Below are 1851 nucleotides of genomic sequence, written 5' to 3'. Positions count from 1 at the left end.
CGTGGATGGGTAGGGGAGCGTCGTGTGCCGGGTGAAGCAGCCGCGGAAGCGAGTTGTGGACGGTTCACGAGTGAGAATGCAGGCATGAGTAGCGATACACACGTGAGAAACGTGTGCGCCGATTGACTAAGGGTTCCTGGGTCAAGCTGATCTGCCCAGGGTAAGTCGGGACCTAAGGCGAGGCCGACAGGCGTAGTCGATGGATAACCGGTTGATATTCCGGTACCCGCTGTGACGCGAAAGACATCGAATCCAGTGATGCTAAGGCCGTGAAGCCGTTCCGGACCCTTCGGGGAATGGAAAGTGGTGGAGCCGCCGGTCCAAGCTGGTAGTAGGTGAGCGATGGGGTGACGCAGGAAGGTAGTCCAGCCCGGGCGATGGTAGTCCCGGGGTAAGGGTGTAGGGCGCTGTCTAGGTAAATCCGGACAGCTTGTGCCTGAGACCTGATGCCGAGCCGATTGTGGTGAAGTGGATGATCCTATGCTGTCGAGAAAAGCCTCTAGCGAGTTTCATGGCGGCCCGTACCCTAAACCGACTCAGGTGGTCAGGTAGAGAATACCGAGGCGTTCGGGTGAACTATGGTTAAGGAACTCGGCAAAATGCCCCCGTAACTTCGGGAGAAGGGGGGCCATTCCTGGTGATGACACGTGCTGTCTGAGCTGGGGGTGGCCGCAGAGACCAGCGAGAAGCGACTGTTTACTAAAAACACAGGTCCGTGCGAAGCCGTAAGGCGATGTATACGGACTGACGCCTGCCCGGTGCTGGAACGTTAAGGGGACCGGTTAGTCACATTTCGGTGTGGCGAAGCTGAGAACTTAAGCGCCAGTAAACGGCGGTGGTAACTATAACCATCCTAAGGTAGCGAAATTCCTTGTCGGGTAAGTTCCGACCTGCACGAATGGCGTAACGACTTCTCGACTGTCTCAACCATAGGCCCGGTGAAATTGCACTACGAGTAAAGATGCTCGTTTCGCGCAGAAGGACGGAAAGACCCCGGGACCTTTACTACAGTTTGATATTGGTGTTCGGTTCGGCTTGTGTAGGATAGGTGGGAGACTTTGAAGCGGCCACGCCAGTGGTTGTGGAGTCGTCGTTGAAATACCACTCTGGTCGTGCTGGATGTCTAACCTGGGTCCGTGATCCGGATCAGGGACAGTGTCTGATGGGTAGTTTAACTGGGGCGGTTGCCTCCCAAAGGGTAACGGAGGCGCCCAAAGGTTCCCTCAGCCTGGTTGGTAATCAGGTGTTGAGTGTAAGTGCACAAGGGAGCTTGACTGTGAGACCGACGGGTCGAGCAGGGACGAAAGTCGGGACTAGTGATCCGGCGGTGGCTTGTGGAAGCGCCGTCGCTCAACGGATAAAAGGTACCCCGGGGATAACAGGCTGATCTTCCCCAAGAGTCCATATCGACGGGATGGTTTGGCACCTCGATGTCGGCTCGTCGCATCCTGGGGCTGGAGTCGGTCCCAAGGGTTGGGCTGTTCGCCCATTAAAGCGGTACGCGAGCTGGGTTTAGAACGTCGTGAGACAGTTCGGTCCCTATCCTCTGTGCGCGTAGGAATATTGAGAAGGGCTGTCCCTAGTACGAGAGGACCGGGACGGACGAACCTCTGGTGTGCCAGTTGTCCTGCCAAGGGCATGGCTGGTTGGCTACGTTCGGAAAGGATAACCGCTGAAAGCATCTAAGCGGGAAGCCTGCTTCGAGATGAGTATTCCCACCCCCATGAGGGGTTAAGGCTCCCAGTAGACGACTGGGTTGATAGGCCGGATCTGGAAGCACCGCAAGGTGTGGAGGTGACCGGTACTAATAGGCCGAGGGCTTGTCCTCAGTTGCTCGCGTCCACTGTGTTG

1 rRNA gene (only partly in view) is annotated in these 1851 nt (G+C 56.8%); it reads left to right on the top strand.

Annotated elements, in window-relative coordinates:
• A 23S ribosomal RNA gene (locus ACIA8D_RS41650) occupies positions 1-1828 on the top strand; it begins 1368 nt to the left of the window's first position.
• Positions 1829-1851: the final 23 nt, after the last annotated feature.

The organism is Streptomyces sp. NPDC051684, from assembly GCF_044453445.1.
Taxonomy (GTDB): Bacteria; Actinomycetota; Actinomycetes; order Streptomycetales; family Streptomycetaceae; genus Streptomyces.
This window is presented reverse-complemented; position numbering and strand designations above follow the sequence as displayed.